Source organism: Ideonella aquatica (genome assembly GCF_018069755.1).
Classification (GTDB): Bacteria; Pseudomonadota; Gammaproteobacteria; order Burkholderiales; family Burkholderiaceae_C; genus Ideonella; species Ideonella aquatica.
Genome location: NZ_JAGQDE010000025.1, coordinates 14,371 through 38,605, shown reverse-complemented (window position 1 = coordinate 38,605; position 24,235 = coordinate 14,371). Strand labels below are relative to the sequence as shown.

Annotated in this window: 21 protein-coding genes; 13 read left to right on the top strand and 8 right to left on the bottom strand. The window is 71.5% G+C overall.

Annotation, left to right across the window (positions count from 1 at the left end):
* Positions 1-59: 59 nt before the first annotated feature.
* A complete protein-coding gene (locus KAK06_RS20145; RefSeq protein WP_210803963.1) occupies positions 60-2,783 on the bottom strand; it encodes a TonB-dependent receptor in 2,724 nt (907 codons plus the stop codon).
* 290 nt (positions 2,784-3,073) lie between these two features.
* Here KAK06_RS20145 and KAK06_RS20140 point away from each other — a divergent pair, with 290 nt between their 5' ends.
* From KAK06_RS20140 to KAK06_RS20095, 10 genes are read left to right on the top strand one after another with little or no spacing between them, the layout of a single operon-like run.
* On the top strand, positions 3,074-4,399 hold the full coding sequence (locus tag KAK06_RS20140) for a cyanophycinase (protein ID WP_210803962.1): 1,326 nt from the start codon (positions 3,074-3,076) through the stop codon (positions 4,397-4,399).
* 14 nt (positions 4,400-4,413) lie between these two features.
* Complete coding sequence (gene aotJ / locus KAK06_RS20135; protein ID WP_210803961.1) at positions 4,414-5,202, top strand: L-arginine-binding protein AotJ; 789 nt, start codon at positions 4,414-4,416, stop codon at positions 5,200-5,202.
* Positions 5,203-5,208: 6 nt separating this feature from the next.
* Positions 5,209-5,895 carry an ABC transporter permease gene (locus tag KAK06_RS20130; protein ID WP_210803960.1) on the top strand — a complete coding sequence of 229 codons (687 nt, stop codon included), beginning with the start codon at positions 5,209-5,211 and terminating at the stop codon, positions 5,893-5,895.
* Entirely contained in the window at positions 5,895-6,584 is a 690-nt protein-coding gene (locus KAK06_RS20125) for an ABC transporter permease (RefSeq protein ID WP_310741129.1), read from the top strand. The genes KAK06_RS20130 and KAK06_RS20125 overlap by 1 nt, the downstream gene beginning before the upstream one ends.
* A 2-nt stretch (positions 6,585-6,586) precedes the next feature.
* A complete protein-coding gene (locus tag KAK06_RS20120) occupies positions 6,587-7,705 on the top strand; it encodes a succinylglutamate desuccinylase/aspartoacylase family protein (protein ID WP_210803959.1) in 1,119 nt (372 codons plus the stop codon).
* Between the two features lie 10 nt (positions 7,706-7,715).
* Entirely contained in the window at positions 7,716-8,489 is a 774-nt protein-coding gene (locus KAK06_RS20115; RefSeq protein WP_210803958.1) for an ABC transporter ATP-binding protein, read from the top strand.
* Between the two features lie 7 nt (positions 8,490-8,496).
* On the top strand, positions 8,497-9,516 hold the full coding sequence (locus tag KAK06_RS20110) for a GlxA family transcriptional regulator (protein ID WP_210803957.1): 1,020 nt from the start codon (positions 8,497-8,499) through the stop codon (positions 9,514-9,516).
* 2 nt (positions 9,517-9,518) lie between these two features.
* The gene (gene astA, locus KAK06_RS20105; RefSeq protein ID WP_210803956.1) at positions 9,519-10,571 is read left to right on the top strand and encodes an arginine N-succinyltransferase; all 1,053 of its coding nucleotides are present in this window, start codon (positions 9,519-9,521) and stop codon (positions 10,569-10,571) included.
* A 2-nt stretch (positions 10,572-10,573) separates the two neighbouring features.
* A complete protein-coding gene (locus tag KAK06_RS20100) occupies positions 10,574-11,332 on the top strand; it encodes an arginine N-succinyltransferase (protein WP_210803955.1) in 759 nt (252 codons plus the stop codon).
* 5 nt (positions 11,333-11,337) lie between these two features.
* Positions 11,338-11,781: an acyl-CoA thioesterase gene (locus KAK06_RS20095; protein WP_210803954.1), complete on the top strand. Its 444-nt coding sequence runs from the start codon at positions 11,338-11,340 to the stop codon at positions 11,779-11,781.
* A gap of 265 nt (positions 11,782-12,046) precedes the next feature.
* Here the strand turns inward: KAK06_RS20095 and KAK06_RS20090 are convergent, their stop codons facing one another.
* The 6 genes from KAK06_RS20090 to KAK06_RS20065 all read right to left on the bottom strand — a co-directional run bounded on the left by KAK06_RS20090 (position 12,047) and on the right by KAK06_RS20065 (position 20,347).
* Complete coding sequence (locus tag KAK06_RS20090) at positions 12,047-12,613, bottom strand: LemA family protein (protein ID WP_210803953.1); 567 nt, start codon at positions 12,611-12,613, stop codon at positions 12,047-12,049.
* On the bottom strand, positions 12,613-13,326 hold the full coding sequence (queC, locus tag KAK06_RS20085) for a 7-cyano-7-deazaguanine synthase QueC (RefSeq protein ID WP_210803952.1): 714 nt from the start codon (positions 13,324-13,326) through the stop codon (positions 12,613-12,615). Before queC ends, KAK06_RS20090 begins: the two co-directional genes overlap by 1 nt.
* A 2-nt stretch (positions 13,327-13,328) precedes the next feature.
* Positions 13,329-14,609 (bottom strand): glutamate-5-semialdehyde dehydrogenase, encoded by a 1,281-nt coding sequence (locus KAK06_RS20080; RefSeq protein WP_210803951.1) that lies wholly within the window; start codon positions 14,607-14,609, stop codon positions 13,329-13,331.
* Positions 14,610-14,646: 37 nt separating this feature from the next.
* Positions 14,647-16,581 (bottom strand): bL32 family ribosomal protein, encoded by a 1,935-nt coding sequence (locus KAK06_RS20075; protein ID WP_210803950.1) that lies wholly within the window; start codon positions 16,579-16,581, stop codon positions 14,647-14,649.
* Between the two features lie 215 nt (positions 16,582-16,796).
* Positions 16,797-17,771 (bottom strand): AEC family transporter, encoded by a 975-nt coding sequence (locus KAK06_RS20070; protein WP_210803949.1) that lies wholly within the window; start codon positions 17,769-17,771, stop codon positions 16,797-16,799.
* Entirely contained in the window at positions 17,768-20,347 is a 2,580-nt protein-coding gene (locus KAK06_RS20065) for a DNA topoisomerase III (protein WP_210803948.1), read from the bottom strand. The genes KAK06_RS20070 and KAK06_RS20065 overlap by 4 nt, the downstream gene beginning before the upstream one ends.
* Positions 20,348-20,456: 109 nt before the next feature.
* Between KAK06_RS20065 and KAK06_RS20060 the strand changes: the two genes are divergently transcribed.
* Genes KAK06_RS20060 through KAK06_RS20050 form a run of 3 tightly spaced genes read left to right on the top strand, consistent with a single transcriptional unit; the run spans position 20,457 to position 22,365 of the window.
* Entirely contained in the window at positions 20,457-20,948 is a 492-nt protein-coding gene (locus KAK06_RS20060) for an SET domain-containing protein (RefSeq protein WP_210803946.1), read from the top strand.
* 12 nt (positions 20,949-20,960) lie between these two features.
* Positions 20,961-21,731 (top strand): biotin--[acetyl-CoA-carboxylase] ligase, encoded by a 771-nt coding sequence (locus KAK06_RS20055; protein ID WP_210803981.1) that lies wholly within the window; start codon positions 20,961-20,963, stop codon positions 21,729-21,731.
* A gap of 1 nt (position 21,732) precedes the next feature.
* Complete coding sequence (locus KAK06_RS20050; RefSeq protein WP_210803944.1) at positions 21,733-22,365, top strand: hypothetical protein; 633 nt, start codon at positions 21,733-21,735, stop codon at positions 22,363-22,365.
* A gap of 7 nt (positions 22,366-22,372) precedes the next feature.
* On the opposite strand, the gene KAK06_RS20045 is transcribed toward KAK06_RS20050, so the two are convergent.
* A complete protein-coding gene (locus KAK06_RS20045) occupies positions 22,373-24,220 on the bottom strand; it encodes a S8 family serine peptidase (protein WP_210803943.1) in 1,848 nt (615 codons plus the stop codon).
* Positions 24,221-24,235: the final 15 nt, after the last annotated feature.

Genomic DNA, 24,235 nt, shown 5'->3' with positions numbered 1-24,235 from the left:
TGCCGCTTGCGCGGCGTTTCACACGGATGTGCGTGAACCGGTGCTGATCCCGGGAGGGATCACTTGAACTTGTACTGCGCGCTCAGGTAGACGAAGCGACCGCGCGGATCGGTATAGCTCGGGTCGTAGCCCGAGATGAAGAAGTAGGCCTGCTGCGAGAACGGCGGTGCGGTGTCGAGCAGATTGCGCACGCCGGCGCGCAGGGTCAGGGCGTCGTTGAAGGCCCAGGCGCCGGAGAGGTTCCACAGCGAGTACGCCGAGACGCGCCGATCCGCCTTGCCGACGATGACCTGGTCCTGGTAGCCCGACAGGTAGTTGTTCGACAGCGTGGCCGAGAAGACGCCCTGCGCCCAGTCGAAGGCCAGCGTGTGGCGCCAGCGCTGGACCACGCCGTCATTGATGAAGCGGCCCAGGTTGCTGACGTAGGGGTCGCCATCACCGGTCTGCTGCTTGGACTGCAAGGTCAGCGTGCCGTTGAGCGACACGCCCAGCTCGCCGATCGCGCTGCGGATCTTGCTGATCGACACGCCCAGATCGATGCCCGAGATCTTCTGCTTGCCGCGATTTTGCTTGACCAGGTCGATGTGGTCGATCCACTGGTCCTCGTCGCGGTGCACCAGCGAGCCGTACTTGGTGAGGTTGCCCAGGATCACGTCCACGCCCAACGTGCTGATCAGGTCGCTCTTCTGGACGTTCCAGTAGTCCAGGCTGACACTGACGCCCCGGCTGGGCTCGAAGACGCCACCCAGCGCGAACTGACGCGACTTCTCGGGCTTGAGGTTGGGGTTGCTGTAGTTGTAGGTGGTCCAGATGTCGGAGCAGTCGGTGGGCGTGGCCTCGGGGTCGAGCTGCAGGCACAGCGGATCGACCAGCGTGGCGGCCGAGCCCTGGGTCACCGGACGGTAGAGGTCGGACATGCTGGGTGCGCGGAAGCCTTTGCCCACCGAGGCGCGCAGCAGCAGTTCGCTGGTCGGCACAAACTTCAGGCCCAGCTTCGGGCTCAGCGCGCCACCCGACACCTGGTATTTCTCGTAGCGCATGGCACCAGTCAGCTCCAACTGCTTGGTCAGCGGGGCCGAGACCTCGCCGAACACCGCCGCCACCTTGCGCGCCTGGCCGAAGTCGGCACCCGGGCCTTGCGAGGTTTCGCCCAGGATCAGGTCGTCAGCCAGCGCCTGCGACTGGTGGTAGTTCTGGCGCTCGCGGCGGAACTCGCCACCCATCGCCACCGCCAGGTCACCGCCAGCCAGGCTCATCAGGGGACGCGAGACCTTGAGGTCCAGGCTGGTCATGGCGCCAGTGGCGCGGCGCACCTCGCCGCGGATCTGGGCCGCCTCGAACATCGCCAGGCCCGCCGCCGACTGTGCGCCGAACGGATTGAGCGTGCCGTCGGCGAAGCCGTCGAGGATCATCTGCTCGTTCAGATAGCCTTGGTAGTCCCGGTCCGAGACGGTGCTGGTGCTGTGGTTCACCGCCCACTCGTAGTCCCAGCCGGCCAGCGCGCCGTTGGTGCCGGCCACCACCCGCTGGGTGGTGGACACCAGCTCGCTGGTGCGCAGGCCGGCATCGACCAGGCGCGTGCGCACCGTGATCAGCCGCTCTTCGTCATCGGCGTCCAGCGCGTTCAGCGCGCTGTCCTTGAAGGCCGAGATCCGGCTCACGTCGATGTCCGCGTCGATGCGGTTAGGCGTGCCGGTGTAGAGCGTACGGGCGCGGGCCACCGACACTTCGGCGAAGCCAAGGTGTCCGCCGCTCAGATCGAGGACGCCGCGGGCGAACAGGCTGGACTTGGTCGACTCGGGGTAGAGCTCGATGTCGCGCATGTAGTCGAAGGTGCAGCCATCGACGCCGCCGATGCCGTCTGGCAGGTACAGGTTGGCCGGCGGGTTGCACCCGGAGGCCGCCGACAGGTTGATCGTGCGCGAGTCGATCACCGTCTTGCCGTTGGTCGAGAAGCCTTCGCCCGCCAGCGTCTCGAGCTGGTAGCCCGACAGGCGGATGTTGCCCGGAAAGGTGGCGCTGGACAGCAGGTCCGGCAGCCGCTCGGGGATCTTCAGGTCGGAGATGAAGCGGCGGTTCAGCGCGTTCAGCTGGCTGGTCTTTTGCAGATCGGCCACCGCCATCAGGTTGTAGCCGTCACGGCCCAGGTCACCCAGACCGCCGGCCAGCGTCACACTGCGCTTGTTGCCGCCGCCGCCCTCGGTGGTGTTGCCCACCTGGGCCCGCACTTCCAGGCCGTTGAAATCCTTGCGAGTGATGAAATTGATCACGCCGCCGATCGCGTCCGAGCCGTACAGTGAGGACGCGCCATCGAGCAGCACTTCAACGCGCTCGATCGCCGCGGCCGGGATGCTGTTGAGGTCGACCCCGGCGGCGTCACCCGGCGATGCGAAATTGGCCATGCGCCGGCCGTTGAGCAGCACCAGCGTCGACGAGACACCCAGGCCGCGCAGGTTGGCACCATTGAAGCCCATCTGGTCGCGAAAGCCCCCGTAGGCCACGCTGCCGCCATCGGTGAGGTTGGCGGCGGTGGCGCTCACGCGTGCGATCAGCTCGGCGGCGGTGGTCACACCCGTCTTGTCGATCTCCTCCCGCGTGATCACCTGCACCGGCAGCGCGGTCTCGCCATCGAGGCGCTTGATCGCCGAGCCGGTGATCTCCACGCGCTGTGGCGCGGCGGTCTGGGCCAGGGCGGGCAGGGCCAGGCTCAGCGCCACGGCGCCGGCTGACAGGGCGAACGGAAAGGCTCGGACAGCAGAGCGGCGGCGTGCGGCAGAGGTCATGGGGGCTCCGGGGGGCGGTGAGGAGGGCTGCCGGCAGTCTAGAAAGCGCCGGCAAGGCGTTCACTGAAGCGACACATTGTGGTCGCGCTGGCGCAACTTGCGGTCGCTTCAAGGCAAGAGTGCGGCGCATTCCGGCCGGCGGTTTGCGTCGAAGCGACATCTTCTGTTGTGATTGCGCTGCCCCGGGTCGCCCAGCAGGGCGGGCGGCGTGCCGCGGTGCCAAGATCGCGCATCGGGCCGGCCGACCCCAGGCGGGCCGCTGCCATTGCAGGGACATGAGCCTCCATCACATGAATCCATTTCGTCTTCGCAGCCACCTGGCCGCGTTGCTGCTGGCCCTGATGCCGGCCTGGGCGCTGGCCCAGCTGGCGCCAGCCGCGCCGGCCGCCTCCGCGCCGCTGACCGCCGGTGTGCCGGCGCCGGGCGCTGTCACCGACGGCCCCATCAAGGGCTATGCCGTGGTCATCGGCGGCGCCCTCAAGGGCGACAACGAGGACGTCTGGCGCCGCCTGGTGGAGCTGTCCGGCGGCAAGGGCTCGCGCTGGGTGATCTTCGGCACCGCCTCGCAAACGCCGGACAAGACCGCACGCCGCCTGGCCGACCTGCTCGAGCTGCGCGGTGCCACGGCCGAGATCGTGCCGGTGGCGCCGCAGCTCAAGTGGGTCGATCTGGAGCGCGCGGTGCGTGATCCGTCGCTGCTGGAGCTGGTCAACAACGCCCAGGGCATCTTCTTCAGCGGTGGCGCGCAGGAGCGCATCATCGACACCTTCAGCCCGGGCGGCCGGCCCACGCCGATGCTGCAGGCGATCTGGGGCGTGTACCAGCGCGGCGGTGTGATCGCCGGCACCTCGGCCGGCGCGGCGGTGATGAGCACCGTGATGTTCCGCGACGCGCTGAGCGTGCTCAACGTCATGAAGGGCCAGCTGCGCGACGGCAAGGAGGTCGACCGCGGCCTGGGCTTTGTCGGCCCCAACCTGTTCGTCGACCAGCACTTCCTCAAGCGCGGACGCTTTGGCCGCATGCTGCCGCTGATGATGGCGCGCGGCTACAAGCTGGGCCTGGGCATCGACGAAAACTCCGCCACGGTGGTGCAGGGCGACATGGTCGAGGTGATCGGCGCCAAGGGCGCGCTGCTGGTGGACCTGCGCGAGGCCCGCACCGACGCCAAGATCGGTGCCTTCAACGTGCAGGGCGCGCGCCTGACCTACCTGGACCGAGGCGACCGCTACGATCTGGGGCTGCACAAGATCATGCCCTCGGCGCGCAAGCTGCGTGGCACGCGCCTTCAGGCGGGCACGCCCGAGTTCAAGCCCGAGTTCCTGCGCGAGGCCTACTACACCGACATGCTCGGCGACTCCACCATCTACAACGCGATGGCCGAACTGATCGACAGCAAGCAGAACGAGTCGCGCGGCCTGGCCTTTGATCCCAAGGCTGCGCCCAGCGAGGCCGTGGCCGATCTGGGCTTCTCGTTCCGCCTGTACAAGGGCAAGGACAGCGTCGGCTGGTACTCTGACGAGCTGGGCGCGGACGAGTACACCGTCTCCAGCCTCTACCTGGACATTGCCCCCGTGCGCATCGCCCGCCCGATGTTCACCCCCTGGACCTCGCGTTGAACGGAGACCCCCTGATGATCCGCCGCCCCCTGATCGCCGCGCTGGCCGCGCTGGCCTGCACCGCCCTCGCCACCCTCGGCGCCCACGCCCAGTCCCCCGACTGGAAGAAGGTGCGCATCGGCGTCGAAGGCGCCTACCCGCCCTTCTCCGAAGTGGGCACCGACGGCAAGCTCAAGGGCTTCGACATCGACATGGCCCTGGCCCTGTGCGCCGAGATGAAGGCCGAGTGCGTGCTGGTGCAGCAGGAGTGGGACGGCATGATCCCGTCGCTGCAGGCCCGCAAGTTCGACGCCATCATCGCCTCCATGGCGATCACCCCTGAGCGCCAGAAGCAGGTCAATTTCAGCGTCAAGTACTACAACACGCCGCCGGCCTTCATCGGCAAGGGCGCGCCGCGCGACATCTCGCCCAGCGCGATGAAGGGCAAGAAGATCGGCGTGCAGCGCACCACCAGCCACGACCGCTACGCCACCAAGTACTACACCGGCAGCGAGATCGTGCGCTATGCCAAGCAAGACGACATCTTCCTGGACCTGGCCGCCGGCCGGCTCGATGCCACGCTGTGCGACCAGGTGGCCGGCGCCGAGGGCTTCCTGAAGAAGCCTGCCGGCAAGGGCTTCGCGGTGCTGGGCAACCCGGTGGATGACCCCGAGATCTTTGGCTCCGGATCGGGCATCGCGATGCGCAAGGCCGACACCGCACTGCTCGAGAAGTTCAACGTGGCCATCGCCGCGGTGCGCGCCAATGGCACGTACAAGAAGATCCAGGACAAGTATTTCGACTTCGACATCTACGGCAAGTAAGCGCTGATGCTGTACGGCTACGGCGCCAGCCTGCTGCAGGGCGCGCTGCTCTCGCTGGCAGTGGCCCTGGGCAGCCTGGGCATTGCCTTCGTGCTGGGCCTGGCCGGGGCGCTGGCCAGCCTGGCGCGCTCGCGCCTGCTCAATGCCCTGGCCCTGGCCTACACCACGCTGATCCGTGGCGTGCCCGATCTGGTGCTGATGTTGCTGGTGTTTTATGGCGGCCAGATGGCGGTCAATGCGCTGGGTGAACGCCTGGGCTGGGAGTACGTGGACATCGACCCCTTCGTGGCCGGCGTGCTGACCATCGGTTTCGTCTTCGGCGCCTACCTGGCCGAGGTGCTGCGCGGCGCCTTCCTGGCGGTGCCGCCGGGTCAGCGCGAGGCGGCGCTGGCCTTCGGCATGACGCGCGGCCAGGTGCTGCGCCGGGTGGTGGGGCCGCAAATGCTGCGCCACGCGCTGCCGGGCCTGTCGAACAACTGGCTGGTGATGATCAAGAGCACCTCGATCGTCTCGGTGATCGGCCTGCACGACATGATGGCCCGTGCCGGCCAGGCAGCCGGTGCCACCCGCGAGCCCTTCGTCTTTTACCTGGCCGTGGCCGGGCTGTACCTGCTGTTCACCAGCGTGTCGGAGCTGGGTTTTGCCTGGCTGTCGCGGCGGCTGGCGATCGGCGTGCGACGGGTGAGCCTGTGATGCTGGACTGGGACGTCATCGCCGCCAGCCTGCCGCTGTACGTCAACGGCGCAGTGGTCACGGTGCAGTTGCTGCTGCTGGCCCTGGTGCTGGGCCTGGCGGCGGCGCTGCCGCTGGCCATGCTGCGCAGCCTGTCCAACCCCTGGCTGAGCAAGCCGGTGTGGCTCTACACCTATGTGATCCGCGGCACGCCGATGCTGGTGCAGCTGTTCCTGCTGTACTACGGCCTGGCGCAGTTCGAATGGGTGCGCCAGACGGCGGCCTGGCCGCTGCTGTCCTCGGCCTGGTTCTGCGCCATCGCAGCGTTTGCGATCAACACCTGCGCCTACACCACCGAGATCCTGCACGGCGCGATGAAGGCGGTGCCCGCCGGCGAGGTCGAGGCCGCCCGCGCGCTGGGCATGGGCCGCTGGCTGACGCTGCGTCGCATCGTGCTGCCGCAGGCCTTCCGGCGTGCGCTTCCGGCCTATGGCAACGAGGTGGTGCTGATGCTGCACGGCACCTCGCTGGCCAGCGTGGTCACCATCGCCGACCTCACTGGCGCCGCACGCGAGGTCAACTCGGTCCACTACCTGCCTTTCGAGGCCTTCCTCACCGCCGCCGTGTTCTACCTGGCGATCACGGCGGTGCTGGTGACGATCTTCCGCGCCGCCGAGCGGCGCTGGCTCACCCCGATGGGCGCCCGCTGACGATGAGAACCCTGCACCACACCCTGCTTGCCGCCACCCCCGGCACCCGCCACGAACTGGTCAGCCTGCACTACGGCAGGCCGGGCGGCCGCAAGGCCTACATCCAGGGTGCGCTGCACGCCGACGAGGTGCCGGGCCTGCTGGTGGCCCACCACCTGCGCGGCCTGTTGGCCAGCGCCGAGGCCGAAGGCCGGCTGCTGGGCGAGGTGATCCTGGTGCCCGCCGCCAACCCGCTGGGCCTGCGCCAGTGGCACCTGCGCGGCTACCAGGGCCGCTTCGAGTTCACCAGCGGCGAGAACTTCAACCGCCACTTTGCCGATCTCACCGAGCCTGTGCTGGCCCGCGTGCAAGACCGCCTGGGGGCCGACGCCGCCACCAACGTGGCCCTGGTGCGCAGCGCGCTGCGTGAGGCGGCGGCCGAGCTCAAGGCCACCACGCCGCTGGAAGACCTGCGCCGCCTGCTGCTGGGCCTGGCGATCGACGCCGAGCTGGTGCTGGACCTGCACAGTGATGGCGAAGGCCTGCTGCACATCTACACCACGCCCGCCACCTGGGACCAGGCCGAGTTGCTGGTGCGCTGCATCGACGCCCGCGTGGCGCTGCTCGCCGAACGCTCGGGCGGCGACCCCTTTGATGAGGCCTGCTCGATGGTCTGGCCGCAGATCGCCGAGCGCCTGCCCGCTGGCGTGCCGCTGCCGCCCTCGTGCCTGGCCGCCACGATCGAGCTGCGCGGCGAGGGCGATGTGCGCCACGACCTGGCCGCCCAGGATGCCGCCGGCATCCTGCGCCTGCTGGTGGCGCGCGGCATCGTGCGCGACGACCACGCCGCCGAGATCCCGCCGCTGCGCTGCCAGCCCACGCCACTGGCGGGCTCGATCCCGCTGGTGGCGCCGCACGGCGGCATGGTGGTCTTCCTGAAGGACCCGGGCGCCGAGGTGGAAGAGGGCGAGCCGATCGTCGACGTGATTGACCCGATCAGCGGCCAGGTCAGCACCCTGGGCGCCGGCACCACCGGCCTGTTCTTCGCCCGCGAGAACCGCCGCTTCGCGGTGGCCGGCATGGCGTTGGGCAAGGTGGCCGGCACCGATGCGCGGCGCAGCGGCTCGCTGCTGTCGGTCTGAGGGTGCGGCCATGAGTGCGCATCTCGGACTGAGCGTCGACAACCTGCACAAGCGCTTCGGCGAGCGCGAGGTGCTGCGCGGTGTCTCGCTCAGCGCCCAACCGGGTGACGTGGTGGCCATCATCGGCTCCAGCGGCTCGGGCAAGAGCACGCTGCTGCGCTGCCTGAACCTGCTGGAGCAGCCGTTTGAGGGCACGCTGCGCCTGGGCGACGAGACCCTGGCCCTCAAGCGCGACCGCGACGGCAGCCTGACCGCGGCCGACGACGCCCAGCTGCGCCACTGGCGCGCCCGCCTGGCCTTTGTCTTCCAGAGCTTCAACCTGTGGCAGCACCGCACCGTGCTGGAAAACGTCATCGAGGCGCCGATCCATGTGCTGGGCCAGCCGCGCGCCCAGGCGGTGGAGCGCGGCGAGCAACTGCTGGCGCGGGTGGGCCTGTCGCACCGCCTGCAGGTCTACCCGGCGCAGCTGTCGGGGGGTGAGCAGCAGCGCGTGGCCATCGCCCGCGCGCTGGCGGTCGACCCCGAGGTGATGCTGTTCGACGAGCCCACCTCGGCCCTCGATCCCGAGCTGGTGGGCGAGGTGCTGAAGGTGATGCGCGAACTCGCCGCCGAGGGCCGCACCATGCTGGTGGTCACCCACGAGATGGAGTTCGCCCGCGAGGTGGCCAGCCATGCGATCTTCCTGCACCAGGGTGTGATCGAAGAGCAAGGCGCGCCGCGCGAGGTGCTGGTGCGCCCGGCCAGCGATCGGCTGCGGCAGTTCCTCAGTGGTGGACTGAAGTAGGCACACGATGAGCTCCGCACGCGTCGGCTGCCTGTTGCTGCCCGGCTTCTCGCTGGGCACGCTGGCGGGCGTGATCGACCCGCTGGCGCAGGCCGCGCCGCTGCACCCGGGGCGCATTCCCGAGCCGCTGATGCTGTCGATCGATGGTCGGCCGGTGCGCGCGGGCTCGGGCGCCTGGGTGGTCTGCACCGAACTGCGCGCAGCGCCGCCCTTGCAGCTGGCCGTGGTGGTCAGTGACCTGCCGTGGACCGCGCATGACCCGCTGGGCCCGGCGGTGCTGCAGTGGCTGCGCGAGCAGGCCGCCGCTGGCGCCTGCCTGGGCGGCGTGGGCACCGGGGCCGCCTGGCTGGCCGAGGCTGGCCTGCTGCAAGGCCACCGCGCCACGCTGCATTGGCCGCACCTGGCGGCCCAGGCCGAGCGCCACCCGGGCGTGGTGCTGTCGCAGCAGCGCTTCGAGATCGACCGCCAGCGCCTGAGCAGCGCCGGTGGCGAGGCCGCGCGCGACCTGATGATCGCCTGGCTGGGCCGCCACCACGGCGACCGGCTGGCGCAGGAGCTGGCGGCCCAGGCCGGCCTGGCCGGCCCGCGTGCCGCCGACGAGCGTCAGCGCGTGCCCGGCAGTGGCCGCGGCGGCGCCGGCTCGGCCAAGCTGGCCGAAGCCCTGGCGCTGATGGAGGCCAACCTGTCCGAGCCCCTGCCCACCGAGGAAGTGGCGCGCCTGGTGGGCGTGTCGCGCCGGCACCTGGAGCGCCTGTTCCGTCAGCACCTGGATGCGCTGCCCTCACGCTGGTACCTGGGCCTGCGGCTGGAGCGCGCGCAGGCGCTGCTGCGCCAGACGCCGCAGTCGATCCTGCAGATCGGCCTGGCCTGCGGCTTTGCCAGCGGGCCGCATTTTTCCAACGCCTACCGCGCCCACTTCGGCCGCACGCCGCGCGACGAGCGCGGCCTGCGCGCCCAGACGTGGCGCGACGCCGCGGCCACCCAGCCCGCACCCGGCAACGCGGCCCGCGACGAGCGCAGCGTCTGAGCATGGCCGACGCCCCACGCTACCTGCTGCGGCCGGCCGCGCTGGCCGACCTGACCGGTCTGGAGCGCCTGGCCGGGGCCAGCGCGATCGGCATCAGTTCCTTGCCGGCTGACCGCGAGGCGCTGCGCGAGCGCATCATCCGCTCTCAGCACAGCTTTGCCGACGGCGATGAGCCCGACGCCCACTACCTCTTTGTGCTGGAAGACCGCCAGCAGGCCGGCGCGCTGGTGGGCACCGCGGGCATCGCTGCGCGCGCCGGGGCGGGCGACCGCTTCTACAGCTACCGCAACGAGTTCACCGTGCACGCCAGCCCGGCCCTGGGGGCGCGCAACCGCATCCACACGCTGCACCTGTGCCACGACCTGACCGGTGCCACCGTGCTCACCGGCTTCCACATCGACCCCGCCCATGAGGCCGGCCCCGGTGCGCAGTTGCTGTCGCGCGGCCGCCTGCTGTTCATCGCCAGCTTCCCCGAGCGCTTCACCGACCGCATCGTCTCGGAGCACCCCGGCCTGGCCGACGAATCCGGCGCCTGCCCGTTCTGGGATGCGGTGGGCCGGCGCTTCTTTCACCTGGACTACCCCGCCGCCGAGCGCCTGGCCAGCGGCCAGGGCCGCGCCTTCCTGGCCGAGCTGCTGCCGCAGTCGCCGATCTACGTGCCGCTGCTGGACGAGGCCACGCAGTGGGCGTTGGGCCAGCTGCACCCGGTGGCCGAGCGGCCCTTCTCGATCCTGCTGGACGAGGGCTTTGACGCCGACACCTGGCTCAACGTCTTCGATGGCGGCCCGACGATGGAGGCCCGGCTGCCGATGCTCAAGACCGCGCGCCGCCTGCGCAGCGTGGGCGTGCTGCCGCCCGCGCCGCGCGCCACGCGCGGCGGCCACGCCACCCACCTGGCCGCAGGCCGGCGCCTGCAGCACTGGCGCGCCACACTGCTGGAACTGGACGCCACGGCGCCGGCCGTGGCACTGCGTGACGACGAGGCCGCCTTGCTGGGTCTCAGCGTGGGCGACAGCCTGTGCGTGGCCGCGCTGGATGGCCCCGACGGAGTCTGACGATGCGCTGGACTGTTCGCCCCGTGCAGGCTGCCGATGTGCCGGTGCTGAGCGCCTGGCTGCCCGCTTCGGCCGACACCACGCTGCCCGAACCCGGCACTGCCGCCGCCTGGTTGTTGGCTGAGGGCGCTGACGGCGCCTGCGGTCCGTCCGCCTGCCTGCGCGTGCGTGGCCCGATCGGCCTGCGGCGGCCGCGCCACTGGTACCACGTGGGCTGCGTGGTGCATGCGGCGCCCGAGCTGCAGTTGTTCCACCGCCAGCACACGCTGCTGCTGGGCAATGACCACACCGGAGCCAGCGAACTCGCCGCCGGTGCGCACCACCCCGCGCTGGACGCCGCAGCCCAGGCCTTGGCCTGGCGCGCCTTGCTGATGGCCGCGCGCGAGCACCTGCAGGCCACTCGCGCGCTGCAGGGCGGCATGGTGATCGCCGAGCTGCCTGGCCTGCGCGACGACCAGGGCCGCTCGCCGTTCTGGCAGGGCCTGGGTCGGCATTTCCACGCGGGCGACCCCGACGCGGTGCTGCAGCGCCTGGGCGGGGATGGCCGCGCCCAGCTGGCCGCGCTGATGCCGCGCCAGGTGGTCTACGCGTCCTTCCTGAGCCCCGCCGCGCAGGCGGCCATGGCCCAGGCCGCGCCCTCGGCCCGACTGTGGATGGACACGCTGGCCGACGCGGGCTTCCGCTACAGCCACCACATCGACATCGTCGACGGCGGCCCGGTCTTCGAAACCCACCTGGACAGCTGGTGTGCCCGGCGCTGAAGAGCATGGACGACTGGGACCTGCCCCGCCCCTTCCTGCTGCGCGTGGCGCCTGAACCCGGCGACATCGACGGCCTGGACCACACCAACAACGCCGTCTACCTGCGCTGGTGCGAGCAGGCCGGCTGGGCCCACTCCGAGGCCCTGGGCCTGTCGATCGCCGACTACCGCCGCCTGGACCGCGCCATGGCCATCCACCGCGGCGAGTACGACTACCTGCTGCCCACCCAGCTGGGCGACGCGCTGGAGCTGGCCACCTGGCTGCTGCCCGGCGACGGCCGCCTGCGCATGGAGCGCCGCTTCCAGCTGCGCCGCCTGCGCGACGGCGCCACCGTGTTGCGCGGCCGCTGGCAACTGGTCTGCATCGAGATCAGCAGCGGCCAGGCGCGCCGCATGCCGCCGGAGTTCTGTGCGGTGTATCTGCCCGCGGCAGTGACACCCACGACTTAGGGTCCGTTTTCTGCCCGGAGCAGCCGAAGGCTGCTCCGGGCAGAGGCCCGCACATGGAGCTCCCCCCAGCCCCCCTCCAAGAGGGTGGCTCCAGTCAGAACGACAAAGGGTGATGCGCCCAGCGTGCCAGCGCTACGCCGGCCGGTAGGCCGGCCCGAAGCTCATGCTGGAGCCCCCTTCTTGGAGGGGGGCTGGGGGGAGCTCAACGGAAAAGGGCTCTGCCCACAGCAGCCTTCGGCTGCTCCGGGCAGATTTCAGACGCACGCTACACGCGCGCTGCTGCCCTGAACCGGAACACCGGCATCAACAGCCGCGTCGGGAATTCCTCGATTGCGGTGTTGTAGGTGTCGGCGGCGGCGGTGTAGGTCTGGCGGGCGTAGGCCAGGTTGGGGGTCACCTCGGCCAGGGCGGTGCGCAGCGGGCGGATGGATTCGGACTGGGCCAGCTCGGCGTGCTGCTCCACCAGCGCTGACAGGCGGGCCAGGGGCGAGGCCAGTTCGCCCTCGGCCACCACCCAGGCCTGCAGGGCCACGGCCGAGGCCGGGCGGGCGCGGGCGGCGCGGGCGGCAGCTTGCTGCTTGTCGAGCGCAGCGGCCAGCGCGGCCAGCGTGGTGGCCTCGCTGGCCATGGGCTCTTGCAGCTGGGCCAGCAGCGGCTCCAGCGCGGCGGCGCGGCGGGTGAGCTGCTCATCGATCTGGCCCCAGGCCTGGGCCAGGGCCTGGCGCAGGCGCATCAGCCGGTTGTAGGCGCCCACCACCCAGAACAGCAGCACCGCCAGCACGGCCATGCGCAGCAGCCAGGGGCGCAGCGTGTCCCAGTCCAGCAGGTCCATCAGGCGGCTCCCCGGGCCAGCCACTCGGCGTGGCCGCGCGCGCGCAGCGCACAGGCCGGGCAGTGGCCGCAGCCATGGCCCCAGGCGTGGCGCTGGCCGCGCTCGCCCAGGTAGCAGGTGTGGGTGTGCTCGGCAATCAGTGCGTTCAAGGCCTCGCCGCCCAAGCTGTGGGACAGCGCCCAGGTGTCGGCCTTGGTCAGGAACATCAGCGGCGTCTCCAGCGTCATCGGCGTGTCCAGGCCCAGCGACAGCGCCACCTGCAGCGCCTTGAGCGTGTTGTCACGGCAGTCGGGGTAGCCGGAGTAGTCGGTCTCGCACATGCCGCCCACCAGCACGCTGGCGCTGCGGCGGTAGGCCAGCGTGGCGGCAAAGCCCAGGAACAGCAGATTGCGCCCGGGCACGAAGGTGTTGGGCAGGCCGTTCGCCTGCAACTCGATCGCGCGCTCAGCGGTGAGCGCGCAGTCGCTGATCTGGCCCAGCAGCGACAGGTCCAGCAGGTGGTCCTCGCCCAGCCGTTCGCCCCACTGCGGAAACTGGCGGGCCAGCTCCTGGCGCACGGTCAGCCGGCAGTCCAGCTCAATGCGGTGGCGCTGGCCATAGTCGAAGCCCAGCGTCTCGACGCGGGCGAAACGCGCCAGCGCCCAGGCCAGGCAGACGGTGGAGTCCTGCCCACCCGAGAAGAGCACGATCGCCGTGCGCGGATCGACGGCCATGCTCAGCGCCGGATCTCGCCCTGCCCCAACACCACCCACTTCATCGAGGTCAGGCCTTCCAGCCCCACCGGCCCGCGGGCGTGGAACTTGTCGGTGCTGATGCCGATCTCGGCGCCCAGGCCGTACTCGAAGCCGTCAGCAAAGCGGGTGCTGGCATTGACCATCACGCTGGCCGAATCCACCTCGCGCAGAAAGCGCATCGCGTTCGGGTGGTTCGTCGTGAGGATGGCGTCGGTGTGGTGGCTGCCGTGCAGATTGATGTGGGCGATGGCCTCGTCCAGGCTGCTCACCAGCTTGATGCTGATGATGGGCGCCAGGTACTCCTCGCCCCAGTCGCTGTCCTGCGCGTCCACCAGTTGCGCACCGGGCACCGCCGCCAGCAGCGCCTTGCTGGCCGCGTCGCAGCGCATCTCCACGCCCTTGGCAGCAAAGATCGCGCCCATGCGCGGCAGGAAGTCCGGCGCCACGGCCTCGTGCACCAGCAGCGATTCGGTGGCATTGCAGGGGCTGTACTTCTGGGTCTTGGCGTTGTCGGTCACCACCAGCGCCTGCGCCAGGTCGACCTGGGCGTCGACGTAGGTGTGGCAGTTGCCGTCCAGGTGCTTGATCACCGGCACCTTGGCCTCGGCGCTGATGCGCTCGATCAGGCCCTTGCCGCCGCGCGGGATGATCACGTCCACGTACTCGGGCATGGCGATCAGGCGGCCCACGGCGGCGCGGTCGGTGGTTTCCACCAACTGCACGGCCTCGGCCGGCAGGCCGGCGGCCACCAGCGCCTGCTGCACCAGCTTCCACAGCGCCAGGTTGGAGTGAATGGCCTCCGAGCCGCCGCGCAGCACGCAGGCGTTGCCGCTCTTGATGGCCAGCGAAGCGGCCTCGATCGTGACGTTCGGGCGGCTCTCGTAGATCATGCCGAACACGCCCAGCGGCACGCGCATCTGGCCCACGCTGATGCCGGTGGGGCGGCGCTTGACTTGCGAGATCTCGCCCACCGGATCGGGCATCGCGGCGAGCTGCTCGCAGCCCTCGGCCACGGTCTCCAGCACTTTGGGGGTCAGGCGCAGGCGGTCGACCATCGGCGCAGCCAGGCCAGCAGCCTCGGCGGCGGCGATGTCCTGCGCATTGGCCTGGGCCAGCTGCGGGCCATGGCTGCGCAGGCGCGCGGCCAGTTCGGTCAGGGCCAGGTTCTTCTCGCGGGAGCCGGCACGCGCCATGGCGGTGGCGGCGGCACGGGCCGCCACACCGACATGGGCCATGTAGGCGGGAATGTCGAGCGGGTTCATGCCCGGGATTATCCCGGATGGGCTGCGGCAGCGCTGTTCAGAGCACGTAGGTGGCGACGCGGCGCCAGTGGCTTTCGGCGCGCGCCAGTTCGCCCAGGCGCTGCGTGGCCTGGGCCAGACCGATCTCGGCCTCGGTGGTGAGCTGGGCGCGCAGGCGCAGCGCGGTCTCGGGCTGCAGGCCCGGTGTCTGCAGCGCACGCTGGCGCCACAGCGAGGCCTGGTCGGCGTCGCCCAGCTCGGCCCACAGCAGCGACAGGCGCCCCAGGCCCTCGGCCCGGGCAGCGCCCTGGCCGGCCGCCTCGCCGCGGGTGGCCAGGCGGCCGGCCAGGCGGCGCGCATCGTCAAGCAGCGCGCCACCGGGCTGCTCCACGGCCTCGCGCAGCAGGTCGGCCTGTTCGGCCATCGTGGGCACACGCTCGACGGCCTGCAGCCAGGCCATGACCAGCCGCTCGGTGGATTCACCAGCCAGCTGGCTGATGCGCACCTGCCTGGCCAGCAGCCGCGCCTGGGTGGCCGGCTCGATGGTCTGCGGCTGCAGCGCCGCCAGCGCGGCGATGCGGGCGCGCAGGCGGCTGAAGTGGCCGCTGACAGCCTCGTGCTCGGCGCGGGCCAGCAGCACCTGGGCCTCGGCCACGATCCAGGCCTCGGTCAGGCGGTGGCGCGGACCGGGTTCGGCCACGGCCTTGACGGCGGCGCCGGTCTGGCGGATCAGGCCGGTGATCACCTCGTCGGACACCGCCGGCGCACGGGCCATCACCGGCACCACCTGGGCCAGCAGGCTGGCGCGCTCGATCGGGTCGACCATGCTGCGCAGGCCCTCGCTCAGGCGCGTCAGCAGCGGCTGCACGGTGGTCAGCCCGTGGTCGTACAGGCCCCAGGCATGCACCAACAGGCGGGCGCGGCGCAGTTGCTCGGTCAGGCGCGGATCAACGCTCGCGCGCCAGGGCTCCAGCGACTGCAGCAGCTCCTCGGCGCGGCCCATCTGGCCCGATTCGGCCAGGGCCACCGCCAGGTCGGCGCGCAGGCCCGGCAGCAGGTCGACCGGCCAGGCCAGGCCCGCGCCCAGCGGCGGCAGGCCCTCGACCCGCCCAAAGGAGGTGGCCAGCAGTTGCTCGGGGGACTGCGGCGGCACGTCGGGCCCCGGGCGCAATGAGTCGGCGGGCTCCACCGTCCAGATGGGCGGCGCTGGGCGCCGGCCGGCGCCCGGCGCCTGCTCGCCACGGTCCACATGGGCCAGCAGGCGCTCGATCTGCTCGCCGGGGGGGACCCCGGCAGTGCCGGCAGTGGCGGTGGCCACCGGCACGGCGTCCAGCGGGGCGCCGTGGGGCAGGAACCAGCCGGCGGCAAAGGCCGCGCCCGCCAGCACCACACCGCCGCCCAGGATCGCCGGGCGCTGCCAGGCGGGCAGGGCCCGGCCCGGGCCCGCCAGACCGTGGCGGCTTTCCAGCTGCTCGCGGATCTCCTGGCGCAGGCGCTGCTCCATCTCGGCTTCAGCGCGCTGGCGCGACTGCTGCTGCTCAGCCGCCAGGCGCAGCTGCACGCGCGCCTGCTCCTGCTTGCGCAGCTTGCGCCGCATCAGCACCTCGGGCGAGACCTTGTCGATGTAGACGCCGCAGTGCGCGCACTGGCGGTGCGGCCCGGGCACCATGATCTCGCCGCAGGCGGGGCACTCGACCCGGCCGTCGACATCCGACACCGGCTTGGGCGCCAGCTGCAGCACCGGCGTGATCTCGATGTGCAGGCCGGCGCGGCTGAGGAGCTGGGCCTTGGCGGCGCGCTCGCGCGAGACAGAACGCCCCAGCACCACCGTGGGCGCGGCCTGCAGGGCCTCGACCAGCGACTGCGCCTTGGCCGGCGGCAGGCGGGCCAGATCGACCAGGCGCTGCTGCAGGCCCTCAAGGGGGCAGTCGGGGGCTCGACGCGCTCGCACGTCAAAGCGCGGCTCGCCGACTTCCTGGGGGGTGGCTTCCAACGACTCGCTCCTGGGCTCTTCTTCGGGGGCTGCGTCCTGGGACGCGCCGCGTATCGACCGTGACATGGTGCAACGGTTGTCGCAACCCGTAGGTTAAACCCAGAATCGCCCGCTGCGCACCCCGGGATGTCCAGTGCCCACGCTGCGGCGCCGGCAAAGGGCCGGCGCCAGTGACACGGGTCACACGGCCCGGCCGCGCTTGTGGCAGGCGCGACTCAGGCCAGACGCGACAAGGCCCACAGCCAGGCCGGCACGGTGAGCGCAAAGCCCAGGGTGGAGATCACGTTGACGGCGGTGGTCTCGGCCTCCAGCGCGCGGTAGCGCTGCGAGAACATCATCGCGTTGCTGCCGGTGGGCAGCGCCGCGGCCACCACCAGCACCTGCAGCGGCAGGCCCGACAGACCGAACACGCCGGCCGCCACCGCCCACACCAGCAGCGGCTGCAGCAGCAGCTTGAGCAGGGTCACCGACAGCGCGCCGCCCAGCGAGCGCGGCAGGCCCAGGTAGGCCAGCGACATGCCGATCAGCGTCAGGCACAGCGGCACCATCGCCGAGCCCAGCAGGATCAGCACCTCGTCCAGCGGCCCGGGCAGCGGCCAGCCGGTGGCGTTCCACAGCAGCCCGGCCACCACCGGCAGCACCACCGGGTGGATCAGCGCATTGCGCAGTGTGCTGGCCAGCACCGGGCCCAGGCCGCTGTCGGGCGCGGCGTGGGCGCGCGCCAGGTCCAGCTCGACCAGCGTGGTGCACACCAGCAGCAGCACCAGCGCGTGCACGCTGATCACCGTCAGCAGCAGGCCCAGGCCGGTTTCGCCGAAGACGCCCGAGACCACCGGCACGCCGATCTGCAGTGTGTTGCCGAAGGTGGCGCTGATCGAGCGCACCGACGGCGCCGCCACCGGCAGGCCGCGGCGCACCTGCCACAGCCGTTGCCAGGCGTAGACGCCCAGCATCATCGCCACCACCGGCACGAAGTAGGCGGCCAGCATCGCCCAGGGCAGCTGGGCCAGGTCCAGCCGCGCGGTGGTGCGAAACAGCAGCGCCGGCGCGAACAGGAAGAAGGCCGCATTGGCCAGCACCCGCGCCGGCTCGGCGCGCTCGTCACCCAGCCAGCGCATGCGGCCGACCACCCAGCCGAAGCCGGCGATCAGGCCGATCGCCGCCAGCTTGGCGAAGAGGACCGCGCTCACTCGCTGGCGGTGGCCTTCTTGGCGGCGGCCTTCTTGGCCGGCACCTTGGCGGCGCGCGGCTCGAACTCGAAGATCACCTTGCCTTCCTTCTTGTCGTAGGTGAGGAAGGCCTTGAACTTGCGCCGTGTCTTGTTCGAGACGAAGTTCTCCAGCAGGTCGGTCTTGCCGGTGGTCAGCAGCTTGTGCACCTGGGCGTGGTCGATCGGCTGGGTCAGGATGATCTGGCCGGTCTTGAAGTCGCAGGTGACGTGCGCGCCCACCGCGTGCTCGCACACATAGTTGCTGCCGTGCTCGTACACGTGGCCGGCGCACTTGGGGCAGGCGCCCAGGCTTTGCTGGCCGCTGAAGTCCACCGGCTCGCCGTCGTCCTTGGCCTTGTCGTCGTCGCCGAAGTCAAACTCCAGCTTCCAGTTGCCGATCTCGTCGTCAAAGACCAGCTGCAGCTCGGCGGTGAAGGGCCAGCCCGCCTTGGAGCGGAAGCCCTCCAGCGGGCCGATGCGCTTGTCGGTCAGGAAGCGCTCGACCTCGGGCAGCTCGAAGCTGCGGCCGGCCGGGATCTTGGTCATCGAGAAGCCGCAGCCCTCGGCCGCGCCGTCAGCGCCGGTGCAGGTGAAGCGGCGGTAGTTCTCCTTGACCACGCCGCCGCAGTGCGGGCACGGCGCCTGCAGCGTGGCGTAGTCGCCGGGGATGGTGTCGCGGTCGTATTCCTTGGCCTTCTTGACGATGCGCTCGGCCATCTTGGCGATCTCGCCCATGAAGCGCTCGCGCGACAGGCGGCCATGCTCCATCTCGGCCAGCTGGTGCTCCCAGTTGCCGGTCAGCTCGGGCTTGGTCAGGTCTTCCACGCCCAGGCCGCGCAGCAGGGTCATCAGCTGGAAGGCCTTGGCGGTGGGCATCAGGTCGCGGCCCTCGCGCAGCATGTACTTCTCGGTGATCAGGCCTTCGATGATGGCGGCGCGCGTGGCTGGCGTGCCCAGGCCCTTCTCCTGCATCGCGGCCTTCAACTCCTCGTCGTCGATCAGCTTGCCGGCGCCTTCCATGGCGCTCAGCAGCGTGGCTTCGGTGTAGCGCGCGGGCGGCTTGGTGCGCAGCGCGTTCAGCGCCACCTCGTCGGTGGCCACGGTCTCGTTCGGCTGGACCGGCACCAGCGTGGCGTCCTCGTCCTGGGCCTCCTTGCCGTAGACCGCCAGCCAGCCCGGGTTGACCAGCACCTTGCCGTTGGTGATGAAGCGGTGCTGCTTGACCGCGGTGGTGCGGGTGGTCACCTGGTACTCGGCCGGCGGGTAGAACACCGCCAGGAAGCGCTTGACCACCAGGTCGTAGAGCTTGGCCTCGATCTCGGTCAGGCTCTTGGGCGCCTGCAGCGTGGGAATGATGGCGAAGTGGTCCGACACCTTGGCGTTGTCGAACACCCGCTTGGTGGGCTTGACGTAGCCGTCGTTCAGACCCTTGCGGGCGTGCTGGCTGAGGCTGCGCAGCGGGCCGGGCAGTTCCTCGTCGGCCAGCATCTCGAAGGTCTGCTTGACCACGCCCAGGTAGTCCTCGGGCAGCGCGCGCGAGTCCGTCCGCGGGTAGGTCAGCACCTTGTGTTTCTCGTACAGCGCCTGGGCGATCGACAGCGTGGTCTTGGCCGAGAAGCCGAAGCGGCTGTTGGCCTCGCGCTGCAGCGTGGTCAGGTCGTACAGCAGCGGGCTGGACTGGCTGCTGGGCTTGCTTTCCTCGGTGACGGTGCCGCTCTGGCCGGTGACCTCGGCGACGATGGCCTGCGCCTCGGCCAGCGTCCACAGGCGGTCCTGGCGGCGGTCCGGGTCGTCGTTCTTCTTGAAGGCAGGATCGAACCACTTGCCGTCGTACTGGCCGGCCGCGGCACCGAAGGTGGCCTTGATTTCCCAGTAGTCGCGCGGCACGTGCTTGCGGATCTTCTCCTCGCGCTCCACCACGATCGACAGCGTGGGCGTCTGCACCCGGCCCACGGTGGTCAGGAAGAAGCCGCCATCGCGCGAGTTGAACGCGGTCATCGCCCGCGTGCCGTTGATGCCCACCAGCCAGTCGGCCTCGGAGCGGCTGCGTGCGGCGTCGGCCAGGCCCAGCATCTGCTGGTCGCTGCGCAGCTGCGCAAAGCCGTCGCGGATCGCCTGCGGCGTCATGCTCTGCAGCCACAGGCGACGGATCGGCTTGGCCAGCGGCGTCTTGCCGGTGTCGGCGTACTGCACGATCAGGCGGAAGATCAGCTCGCCCTCGCGCCCCGCGTCACAGGCGTTGATCAGCTCGGTCACGTCCTTGCGCTTGACCAGCTTGACCACGGCGTTCAGCCGCGCCTTGCCCTTGTCGATCGGCGCCAGGTCGAAGTGCGGCGGCACCACCGGCAGGTGGGCAAAGCTCCACTTGCCGCGCTTGACGTCATAGGCCTCGGGGGCCTTGATTTCCACCAGGTGGCCCACCGCCGAGGTGACCACATAGCGGTCATTCTCGAAGTGGTCGGCCAGCTTCTCGAACTTGCCGGCCACGGGGGTCAGCGCGCGGACGATGTCCTGGGCCACGCTGGGCTTCTCGGCAATGATCAGTGATTTGCTCATCGGTCTCGGTTCAAGGGCCGCCGCAGGGTGCTGCGGCCGCCTCCATACAATGCGTTCTCTCGCGCGCTCACGCGTACGCACGCGCGCGCCCATGATTTCAATGTACCCAATGAAGAACACGCCGCAAGAAACGCCCCGCCCTCGCCTGGGCTCCGGGATCCAGGTGCGCCGCAGCGGCGTACACGGCAAGGGGGTGTTCGCCACCCGCGACTTCGAGCCGGGCGAGACCGTCATCGAGTACACCGGCGAGCGCATCGACTGGGACGAGGCGCTGCGCCGCCACCCCCACGACCCTGACCAGCCCGACCACACCTTCTACTTCCAGCTCGAGACCGGCGAGACCATCGACGCCCTCTACGGCGGCAATGCCTCGCGCTGGATCAACCACGCCTGCGAGCCCAACTGCGAGGCCGAGGAAACCGACGGCCGCGTCTTCATCAAGACCCTGCGTGCGATCCGTGCCGGCGAGGAGCTGAACTACATCTACGGCCTGACGCTGGACGAGCGCTACACCCCGGCGCTGAAGAAGCGCTTCGCGTGCCGCTGCGGCTCGCCCCGGTGCACCGGCACGATGCTGGTGCCCAAGCGCCGCCGCCGCTGAGCGCCCGTGGCCATGCAGGACTGGCGCATCCCGGAGCTGCGTGCGGCCCTGGCCGCGCACTGGCCCGGCCTGGTGGCCGAGGCCCTGCCAGAGATCGGCTCGACCAGCACCGAGCTGCTGCAGCGCGCCCGCGAGGCCGGAGCGGCCTTCGCGCCCTGCCTGCTGGTGGCCGAGCGCCAGAGCGCCGGCCGCGGCCGTCTGGGCCGGCAGTGGCAGTCGGGCGTGGGCGATGCGCTGACCTTCTCGCTGGCGGTGCCGCTGGCGCGCGCCGACTGGTCGGGCCTGTCGCTGGCGGTGGGCGTGGCGCTGGCCGAGGCGATCGATCCCGCCAACGCCTGGCTGCGCCTGAAGTGGCCCAACGACCTGTGGCTGGCCGATGGCCGCAAGCTGGGCGGCATCCTGGTCGAGGGCCTGCCCCTGCCGCAGGGGCCGCGGGTGGCGGTGGTGGGCGTGGGCCTGAACCTGCGCGCGCCGGCTGACGCCGCGCTGCAGGCCGCCGGCCTGGCCGATGTCGCGCCCGGGCTGGACGCGCCCGCGCTGCTGGCCCGCGTGGCGCCGACGCTGGCCGCCGCACTGCGCCGCTTTGACGCCCAGGGCTTTGGCGCCTTTGCCGATGCCTTTGCCACGCGTGACGTGCTGATGGGCCGCGCGATCCGCACCACCGACCCCGCCTTGCCCGGCGGCCTGGCCGATGGCGTCGATGCCGACGGCGCGCTGCGCCTGCGCTGCGACGGGCGCGTGCAGCGCATCGTCAGCGGCGAGGTCAGCGTGCGGCCCGACTGAGATGCTGCGCCTGTTTGTCATCCTGCTGCTGCTGGCCAACCTGGTCTGGTGGGCCCTGCACTGGCCGCCGCTGGCCGAACCGCTGGGCCTGGGCGCCGACCAGCGCGAGCCGCAGCGCCAGGCGCGCCAGGTCCACCCGGAGCGCGTCGAGCTGCTGCCCCCGGCGCGCGCGGCCTCGGCCGCCAGCGGCGCCACCGAGGTGATGGCCTGCCTGGAAGCCGGCCCGCTGGACGATGCCGCGTTCGCGCAGGCGCGCCAAGGCATGGCGCTGGCCGGCATCGGACCCGAGGCCTGGGTGGAGCTGCGCCGCGAGCTGCCGGGCAGCTGGGGGCTGTACATGGGCCGTTTCGCCGACGCCGAGCAGCAAAAGCGCAAGCTCGAGGAACTGCAGCGCATCAACGTGACGGCCGAGCCCGCCCCGGGCGCGCTGGCGCCGGGTCTGCTGCTGGGCCGCTACACCGATCCGCAACAGGCCGACGCCGCGCTGCAGCGCCTGCAGACGCGCGGCGTGCGCACCGCCCGCGTGCAGGTGCTGCAGGCGCCCACGGTGGAGCACCGGCTGCGCATCGAGCGCGCCTCCAGCGCAGCGCGTGCGCGCCTGCCGGCCACACCGGCCTGGCGCGACTGCCGCTGAACCCGCCTCAGCGGCGCCGCCGCAGCGCCAGCGCCGCGCCCAGCAAGCCCAGCGCCGACCACGGCGTGCTGCCGCCGCCACCCCCGCCCGCCGGGCTGCCCGAGCCGCTGCCGCTGCCGTTGCCGGTGGTGGCGGTGGGCTCGCGGTCGGGGCCCAGCGCCACGGCCTGGCGCAGCTCGTCGGTGTCCAGCCATTCGGTGGGCCAGTTCGGCGCCTGCCAGGAGCTGCCGGCGGCCTGCGCCTGGGCCCAGGCCAGGGCCTGGTCGGCGTCCAGGATGCCGGCGCCGCAGTTGGCGGTGCTGCACAGGCAGCGCCCCGGGTTGTCGACACTGCAGGCACCGATCAGCGTGGAGCGCACATGCGGCCGCGCGCTGCGGCCCAGGCCGTCCACCAGCTGCGCGGCGCTGAGCTGCGGGTCGGCCGCCAGCATCATCGCCAGCGTCGCCGAGACCAGCGGCGCCGCAAAGCTGCTGCCGTAGTGCGTGCCCCAGCCGGGGTTGGCGGCGCGGTCCAGGCCCTCGTTGGTCGGGCCCAGCAGGCCGGGATCGGCCAGCAGCGCGCCCCACAGGCCCTGGTTGTCGTCGCCGCCCACGGTGGCTATCGCCAGCGCGCTGCCGAAGTTGGAGTAGCTGGCCTTGAAGCCGTCGCGGTTGAGCGCGGCCACGCCCACCACATGGCGGCAATTGGCCGGCCGGGCCGGGGCGCCGTGGGCATTGCCGGCCGGGGCCACCACCAGCACGCCGCGCGCCCACAGCTCGTCGATCGCCGCCTGGTACTCCGAGCCGCAGTCCACCTGGGCGCCAAAGCTCAGGTTGACCACCTTGGCGGGGTAGGGGTTGGTGGGCGCCCACTCAGCGCAACCCGAGCCCGGATCCTGGGCATCGGCCCAGCGCTGACACACCGTCAGGCCGGCGGACCAGCGCAGGCCGTCGACGATGTCGCGCAGGCTGGCGCCGCACTGGCCCGAGACCCGCACCGGCAGCAGGCGCAGCCCGTCGTAGGCGCCGGCACCGCCGCTGGCGTCGCGGCTGTGGCCCGCCAGCAGGCCTGCCACCGCGGTGCCGTGCCAGCTGCTGGCGCTGCTGCTGCAGCCGGCGTAGCGGGTGGGGTCGGCGCTGCGCTCGCTGTCGGTGACGGCGTCGCCGGGGTCGGTGGGGTCGCTGTCGCGGCCGTTGCCGTCGGCGGCCAGGCCACGGGCGACGCTGCTGTCCCAGTCGCTGACCATGTCAAAGCCGGGCAGCACGCGGCTGGCATCGATGTCGGGGTGCGGCGTCAGGCCGGTGTCGAGCACCGCCACCACCGGGCCGCTGCCGGCGCCCAGGCGGGCCCAGGCGGTCTGGAAACCCGGGGCACCGCGGCGGCGCTCGGACGCCGCGTTGGCATTGGCGCCGCCGGCCGGGTGCAGCCACCACTGCTCGCTGTACAGCGGGTCGTCGGGCAGGGCCTGCAGGCGGCTTTCGCGGCGGTCGGGCTCCACCCAGGCCAGGCCCGGCTGGGCGGCCAGCGCGGCCTGCCAGCGGCGCGCCTCGGTGGCGCTCAGGCGGTGGCCCGGCACCAGCCGCCACGAGGCCCGGCCCACCGGCTCCAGGCGCCAGCCGGTTTCGGCGTCCAGGCCGCTGCCGCTGAGCACCGCCTGCCATTGGCGTCGTTGGGCCAGGCGCAGCGCCTGGCTGCGCGTAGCCACGCTGGCCTGTCGGCGGTCCTGCGGCGGACTCAGCTCGGTGTGTGCCGGCGCGTCGCGCAGGCGCAGGATGAAGGCCTCAGGGGCCGCCGTGGGGGCCGCTGCAGCCAGCAGCGGCAGGCCGCAGGCGACGGCGCCCAGCCAGGGGCGCAGGCGTGGAACAAGGTCAGGCATGCCGGTCATCCGGTC

Bases quoted from the DNA above. Each gene is read 5' to 3' on its own strand.
- KAK06_RS20065 (WP_210803948.1), bottom strand. From the start codon at position 20,347: ATGAGCAAATCACTGATCATTGCCGAGAAGCCCAGCGTGGCCCAGGAC.
- KAK06_RS20090 (WP_210803953.1), bottom strand. From the start codon at position 12,613: ATGGACCTGCTGGACTGGGACACGCTGCGCCCCTGGCTGCTGCGCATG.
- astA (WP_210803956.1), top strand. From the start codon at position 9,519: ATGGCCGACGCCCCACGCTACCTGCTGCGGCCGGCCGCGCTGGCCGAC.
- KAK06_RS20045 (WP_210803943.1), bottom strand. From the start codon at position 24,220: ATGCCTGACCTTGTTCCACGCCTGCGCCCCTGGCTGGGCGCCGTCGCC.
- KAK06_RS20060 (WP_210803946.1), top strand. From the start codon at position 20,457: ATGAAGAACACGCCGCAAGAAACGCCCCGCCCTCGCCTGGGCTCCGGG.
- KAK06_RS20130 (WP_210803960.1), top strand. From the start codon at position 5,209: ATGCTGTACGGCTACGGCGCCAGCCTGCTGCAGGGCGCGCTGCTCTCG.
- KAK06_RS20050 (WP_210803944.1), top strand. From the start codon at position 21,733: ATGCTGCGCCTGTTTGTCATCCTGCTGCTGCTGGCCAACCTGGTCTGG.
- queC (WP_210803952.1), bottom strand. From the start codon at position 13,326: ATGGCCGTCGATCCGCGCACGGCGATCGTGCTCTTCTCGGGTGGGCAG.
- KAK06_RS20110 (WP_210803957.1), top strand. From the start codon at position 8,497: ATGAGCTCCGCACGCGTCGGCTGCCTGTTGCTGCCCGGCTTCTCGCTG.
- aotJ (WP_210803961.1), top strand. From the start codon at position 4,414: ATGATCCGCCGCCCCCTGATCGCCGCGCTGGCCGCGCTGGCCTGCACC.
- KAK06_RS20120 (WP_210803959.1), top strand. From the start codon at position 6,587: ATGAGAACCCTGCACCACACCCTGCTTGCCGCCACCCCCGGCACCCGC.
- KAK06_RS20145 (WP_210803963.1), bottom strand. From the start codon at position 2,783: ATGACCTCTGCCGCACGCCGCCGCTCTGCTGTCCGAGCCTTTCCGTTC.
- KAK06_RS20140 (WP_210803962.1), top strand. From the start codon at position 3,074: ATGAATCCATTTCGTCTTCGCAGCCACCTGGCCGCGTTGCTGCTGGCC.
- KAK06_RS20100 (WP_210803955.1), top strand. From the start codon at position 10,574: ATGCGCTGGACTGTTCGCCCCGTGCAGGCTGCCGATGTGCCGGTGCTG.
- KAK06_RS20115 (WP_210803958.1), top strand. From the start codon at position 7,716: ATGAGTGCGCATCTCGGACTGAGCGTCGACAACCTGCACAAGCGCTTC.
- KAK06_RS20055 (WP_210803981.1), top strand. From the start codon at position 20,961: ATGCAGGACTGGCGCATCCCGGAGCTGCGTGCGGCCCTGGCCGCGCAC.
- KAK06_RS20095 (WP_210803954.1), top strand. From the start codon at position 11,338: ATGGACGACTGGGACCTGCCCCGCCCCTTCCTGCTGCGCGTGGCGCCT.
- KAK06_RS20125 (WP_310741129.1), top strand. From the start codon at position 5,895: ATGCTGGACTGGGACGTCATCGCCGCCAGCCTGCCGCTGTACGTCAAC.
- KAK06_RS20080 (WP_210803951.1), bottom strand. From the start codon at position 14,609: ATGAACCCGCTCGACATTCCCGCCTACATGGCCCATGTCGGTGTGGCG.